At 42.9% G+C, this 5,638-nt stretch carries 4 protein-coding genes; 2 read left to right on the top strand and 2 right to left on the bottom strand.

Annotated features, from left to right (window positions below; all coding sequences use genetic code 11):
- The first annotated feature begins 110 nt into the window (after positions 1 to 110).
- Positions 111 to 2,339 (top strand): type I restriction endonuclease subunit R, encoded by a 2,229-nt coding sequence (locus O9324_RS10400; RefSeq protein WP_288140144.1) that lies wholly within the window; start codon positions 111 to 113, stop codon positions 2,337 to 2,339.
- 32 nt (positions 2,340 to 2,371) lie between these two features.
- Complete coding sequence (locus tag O9324_RS10395) at positions 2,372 to 3,055, top strand: M48 family metallopeptidase (protein ID WP_288140143.1); 684 nt, start codon at positions 2,372 to 2,374, stop codon at positions 3,053 to 3,055.
- Here the strand turns inward: O9324_RS10395 and O9324_RS10390 are convergent.
- Both O9324_RS10390 and O9324_RS10385 read right to left on the bottom strand, forming a co-directional pair.
- The gene (locus O9324_RS10390) at positions 3,052 to 4,413 is read right to left on the bottom strand and encodes a 2-succinylbenzoate--CoA ligase (protein WP_288140142.1); all 1,362 of its coding nucleotides are present in this window, start codon (positions 4,411 to 4,413) and stop codon (positions 3,052 to 3,054) included. The genes O9324_RS10395 and O9324_RS10390 overlap by 4 nt on opposite strands.
- Entirely contained in the window at positions 4,374 to 5,339 is a 966-nt protein-coding gene (locus O9324_RS10385) for an o-succinylbenzoate synthase (RefSeq protein ID WP_288140141.1), read from the bottom strand. Before O9324_RS10385 ends, O9324_RS10390 begins: the two co-directional genes overlap by 40 nt.
- Between the last annotated feature and the right edge of the window lie 299 nt (positions 5,340 to 5,638).

Genomic DNA, 5,638 nt, shown 5'->3' with positions numbered 1-5,638 from the left:
ATACAGTGAGTTCTTTTCTTCTTCCGTGAATTCTAGGTTAATCATGTTTTTAATGAGTGCTTTGCTTCTAATTATGACTCTTAAACTATATTATTGTCCTTGAGTAAAAAATGCAAGTTGTAGCCGTGCAAAGTATAGAAGGCAAAACCCCCCGGGAGCGCAGCGGCATCATCTGGCACACCCAGGGGTCAGGTAAGTCGCTCACCATGATGTTCATGGTGCGGGCCATGTACCGCCATACCAACCTTTCCCAGTGGAAAGTGGTATTTATCACCGATCGCACCCAACTAGAGCAGCAACTCGCCGAGACTGGCCAAAGTGTTGGCTTTACCGTTAAGCCCGCCAATAGCATCGCCAAACTGAAGGAACTACTTCGCAGCGACTCCTCGGATCTGGTCATGGCCATGATCCACAAATTCCAAGAGCGGGAACTGCGAGAAACCTTCCCAGAGCTAAACCGGAGCAGCAACATCCTAGTGATGACCGATGAGGCCCACCGCTCCCAGTACACCCTGCTGGGAACCAACCTCGACAAAGCTCTCCCCTACGCTTCCCGTATTGGCTACACCGGCACCCCTATCGACAAAACTGAGAAAGTTTTCGGGGACTACATCGACAAGTACACCATGGGCCAGTCGATTGAGGACGGCGTAACCCTAGAAATTGTTTACACGGGGCGCACTCATAACGCCGAGGTGTCTGATCAGACAGGGATGGATGCGGCTTTTGCCGATGTCTTCAGTGAGTACAACCTGCAAGAGCGGCTGCAGATTTTGGGCTATGGCTCGCGGGATGCCTACCTAGAAGCCCATCCCACCATCGCCGCTAAAGCTAGGGATATGGTGCAGCACTATCTCCAGTGGATTTTTCCCAATGGCTACAAGGCCCAGGTGGTGGCGACTTCCCGGGAGGCGGCGGTACGGTACAAAGAGCATTTAGATGCTGCCCTGGCCGAGGAGATTGCTAAATTGGAGCAGGCGAACCCCCACCAGCTAAACCTCGATCGCCTGTCGCGACTGAAGACCGATGTGGTCATTTCCAGCAGTCATAACGACCTACCCCACCTCAAGCAATACAGCAACTCCACCCGCCACGATACTACTATTAAAAGCTTTAAACTGCCCTTTGACGCAAGGGATCAGGGGATTGCCGGAGATGTGGGCATTGTCATCGTTAATAATATGCTACTGACTGGCTTTGATGCCCCAGTAGAACAGGTGATGTATCTCGATAGGGTGATCAAGGCTCACAACCTCTTACAGGCGGTCGCCCGTGTCAACCGAGTCGGCGGTGCGAACAAGGATAAAGGCTTTGTCGTGGACTATGTAGGCATCGGCCACCACCTCAAGCGAGCTATTGATAACTACGACGAGCGAGAGCAGCAAGAAATCGAGGAAACCTTAAGTTTTCCCGAGGACGAGATCCGTCAGCTTGAGGATGACCACCGGGCAATCCTTGCACTGTTGAAGCAAAATGGACTCACCGACCTGAACGATCAAGATGCCTTTTTCGACCTCTTCTATGACGAGGATGTGCGATTCGAGTTCATGCTGGCCTTCAAGAAGCTGACCCGCAGCCTTAACTTGGTCTATCCCGCCAAGGAGGCCTTGAACTACATGAGAGACTACCAATCTCTCACCGCAGTGAATGTACTAGCAGGGCAGCACTTCCGCGACCAGCGCCTAAGTATGAGGGGAATCCCGCCCAAGCTGCGGGCGCTGACCGACCAGTACCTGCAATCAAGGGGAATCGACGAGAAAGTTAAACCGATCTCGATCTTGGATGAGGACTTTGAGAGTCATGTCCAGAAACACCAGCGAGTCAAAACAAAGGCCGCCGCAATCGAACACGCTCTCCGCCATCATATTGACATCGATTTGGCAGATGATCCCGAACTGCAAGCCTCCTTCTCTGAAGCACTGAGAGCCATCCTCGAGCAGTTTAAAGACAATTGGGACAAGATTTACCAAGAACTGGAAAAACTGCGCCAGAAGGTGAGAGAAGCAGAAAATGAGCCTACCTACGGACTGGACAGGAAAAAGCAGCTGCCCTTGTTTCGGATGTTCAAACGTGAGTGTTTTGGAGAAGCGGCATTAACTGACGATATGGTTTCTCAGATGGTCGCTCTCACTCAGAAAGTATTTACCGTTGTTGAGCAGGAGTTACAATTAACTAGCTTTTGGGAGAGTATTCCCGCTCGCAAGAAACTTAGGGCAGAGATTCAAAAAGTGTTACTCTCTCCCGACTTTTTCCAAATTCCCAATCTTATGGACAATCGAGAACAGATTATCTCCCGGGTGATGGAAATAGCAGAGAAAAATAACGACCGAATTGTTTAGGCTGAATCGAGTAAAATTGAGCGACTTTTAATATGAAAATTGACTATAAAATCATTTATTCTTCTAGTCGTAAGACCCTGACCATTACCGTGGAACGTGATCGCTCGATCGTGGTCAGAGCGCCTACTGGTACCCATCCCGATAAGATCCAGCAAATAGTAGAGTCACGCAAGCAATGGCTCTATGAAAAAATTCACCACGAGCAAAAGTATCGAGTCTTACTTCATCCTCCTGGTAAGGAACTGGTTAATGGCGAGTCGCTTCTTTATTTAGGGCGCTACTATCGTTTAGAATTGGTTGATGATGAGACAGAAATAAAGTTTATTAACAATCGCTTTCGAGTACCGAAGGCACTAACAAAGAATGGCGGCGAGATTTTTCAAGATTGGTACATTCAGAAGGCAAAAGAGAAGATACTTCCTCGTGTCAACCTTTATGCTAAAAAGCTTGGTGTCAGCTTTAATCAGGCTAAAATTACCGACAGCAAATATCGCTGGGGTTCTTGTACACCCCAAGACAATGTTAACTTTAACTGGCGATTGATCAAAGCCCCGATGTTCGTAATTGATTATGTGATAGTTCATGAGTTAGCGCATCTGATTGAATCGAACCACACTCCACAATTTTGGCACATTATCAGGTCACAAGTTGCTAGTATGGAAACGGCAAAGCAATGGCTTAAAGAACACGGTCAGATGTTGGAACAGTCACTCTAATTATCGTCCGGGGTTTGACTCGGTGTAAAAAAAGTTTCAGCTAATTTAATTAAAGTGGTTTGATTAATCTTGCCTTGGGGACTTTTTGGTATCTCTGGTAATTTTATCCAATGTTTCGGCAGTTTATAATTGACTAATTTATCTTTAATCTGGGATTGAATAATTGTCTGGCTTATCTGAGAATTAACGGGTACATAAAAAGCGACAATTACCTGTCCCCATCGAGAATCTGGCAACCCTAAAACCACCACATCTTTAACTAAATTAGTGTGTCTAATGGCAGTTTCTACCTCAAGAGGATAAACATTTTCTCCTCCAGTAATTATTTTTTGACTATCGCGGCCAATGATATATAAATAACTACTTTCATCGAAGTCACCTAAGTCATCGGTCTCGAAGTAGCTTACTTGATTAAGATGGGGATAATAACCTAAAAATAAAGATTTTGCTTCAATAATAATTTTCTGAGTATCGGGATTAATTTTTATCTGAGCATGGGGTAATAGCTGTCCATTACTATTATTACCTCGTCGAAAATCTTCCGGTTTAAGGGTGACAATTTGTGAGGCAGTTTCCGTCATTCCGTATGTAGGAGACAGAGAAATATTATATTCTCTAGCTTTTTCTAGTAAAGATGGCCATGCAGGGGAACCTCCTAGTAAAACTGTTTTAAAATTGGCTAACCAACGAGGATCATTTTCTAGAAAGAATTGTAATTGAGTGGGTACTAAAGAGATAAAATAATCTTGAAGATTGAGATTATTTATGCGCTTTTGTTTGATTTTATGGTAAGGAATAACAGCAAAATCTCCCCCAGTTAAAAAACTTCTCAGAAACTGCATTAAACCACTAACATGATATAAAGGCAATAGGCAAAAAGAGTTAACCTGCTCGACTTGAAAATATTCAGAGAAACCTTTGACAGAAGCAGTTAGAGTTAACCAGTTGTGGATAGCAAAGCGAATTTTTCCCGAGGTTCCTCCCGTGGGTATCATCAGAGAATTAATCAAAGGATTGACAGGAGGAGAATTATAGTTAAAAACCTTGATATTTTCACCAAAAATATAATCGGGTTGCAGCAGAGAGAAAACCTGTTGCCATTCGTTAGTTTTCCAGTCGGGATTAGCTAGAAATAGGCAACTTTTGACTCTGACGGCAGCCAAGAATATCGCTAAAAATTTAATGGGATTGCCTTCAGCAAGCAGTATAGTTAATCGAGGATTATTTACCGCAATAAATTGCCGAGAATAGGACTGATATAATTGATAAAATTTCTGGCTATTGTATCCATATAACCAATCTTTTTGACTGAGATATGCTAATTGTTTGCTGATGTCGTCCACAGTTTTTTTAACCAATCGGGTTCACTATTATTAAACCATTGTTGCACACCAAAACCTAAAGCTCGCTCCTTTCTGGGGTATTCTTGTGCTAGACGTAAAGCGGATTTTCTGCCGATATTAGTTTCTAAAACCGAGGAAAATACTAAATCTAAGGGATATTTTTTCCAGAGATTTCTTAACCCTTGTATTGAACCAGTAATAGCAGGTTTAATCACAAAAATTCCTCGCCATCCTCGTTGATAACATTCCTCTATTTGTCGAAGATTGGCTACGGATTCATCTAAGGCAATTCCCGTGGTAAAATCTTGACTTAATTGCAACATTTCTAACCATTGAGATGGGGGTAAAGGTTGTTCAATAAATTCAATTATTTTAGATTCATCGGCAATTTTTAACCAGATTTTACTGTCAGCAATACTTAATCCCCCATTGGCATCTAAACGCAATTTAATTCCCCTGGGTAATCGGTCAATTAATTTTTCAAATAAGGTTAACTCCTGCTTGAGAGAATTAACTGCAATTTTCCATTTATAAGTATTAGTTTGATTAGCGGCTAAAATATCATCCAGACAGGGAAATACTGCCGCACCAGTGGGTAATAAGTAACTATAATTTTTCGGTTCTAATTCTCTCGATTGATTCTCTATACTCAAATCTTCTAAAGCTGATTCAAAGGCAAATTGACAAGCGGGAAATTGTTCGGGAATAGAAAAAATTGAAGTTATTGATAGGGGATTTTCGAGAGTTTGACAAAATGATATTGCTGCCGATAATGTTTCTGAACCAAATTCAGGTAAAGGTGCAATTTCTCCCCATCCAATACGTCCATCTTCCGCTTCTAAGCGAATAATAATTCCTTCCCTAATTTTCCATAATCTGTGATGGGTTTGTAGGGGATGCAGCAAAGGACGCTGATAAACACGAAATTGCCAGAAATACATGATTAACTATAAGTAGTCGTGAAAAGCTTAACATGAGCAGGCGTTGGGTTTCATGCTTCAAACCAACCTACGTTCATCTTATATTTAATTCTACCCACTTAGATAGTGGGACAGGCTTCTGATTCTTTGTATTTTATCTTTAATTGTAACCAGCTACTTATTTGATGATAGGTGGTGCGTTACTTCAATCATAGTCCATCACACAATCACCGTCGATGATAGGTGGTGCGTTACTTCAATCATAGTCCATCACACAATCACCGTCGATGATAGGTGGTGCGTTACTTCAATCATAGTCC

The sequence above is a fragment of the Microcystis sp. LE19-84.1B genome, from assembly GCF_027531875.1.
GTDB lineage: Bacteria > Cyanobacteriota > Cyanobacteriia > Cyanobacteriales > Microcystaceae > Microcystis > Microcystis panniformis.
The sequence above is the reverse complement of the archived record's forward strand: the minus strand, read 5'-3'. Positions and strand labels throughout refer to the sequence as shown.

Bases quoted from the DNA above. Each gene is read 5' to 3' on its own strand.
- O9324_RS10395 (WP_288140143.1), top strand. From the start codon at position 2,372: ATGAAAATTGACTATAAAATCATTTATTCTTCTAGTCGTAAGACCCTG.
- O9324_RS10385 (WP_288140141.1), bottom strand. From the start codon at position 5,339: ATGTATTTCTGGCAATTTCGTGTTTATCAGCGTCCTTTGCTGCATCCC.
- O9324_RS10400 (WP_288140144.1), top strand. From the start codon at position 111: ATGCAAGTTGTAGCCGTGCAAAGTATAGAAGGCAAAACCCCCCGGGAG.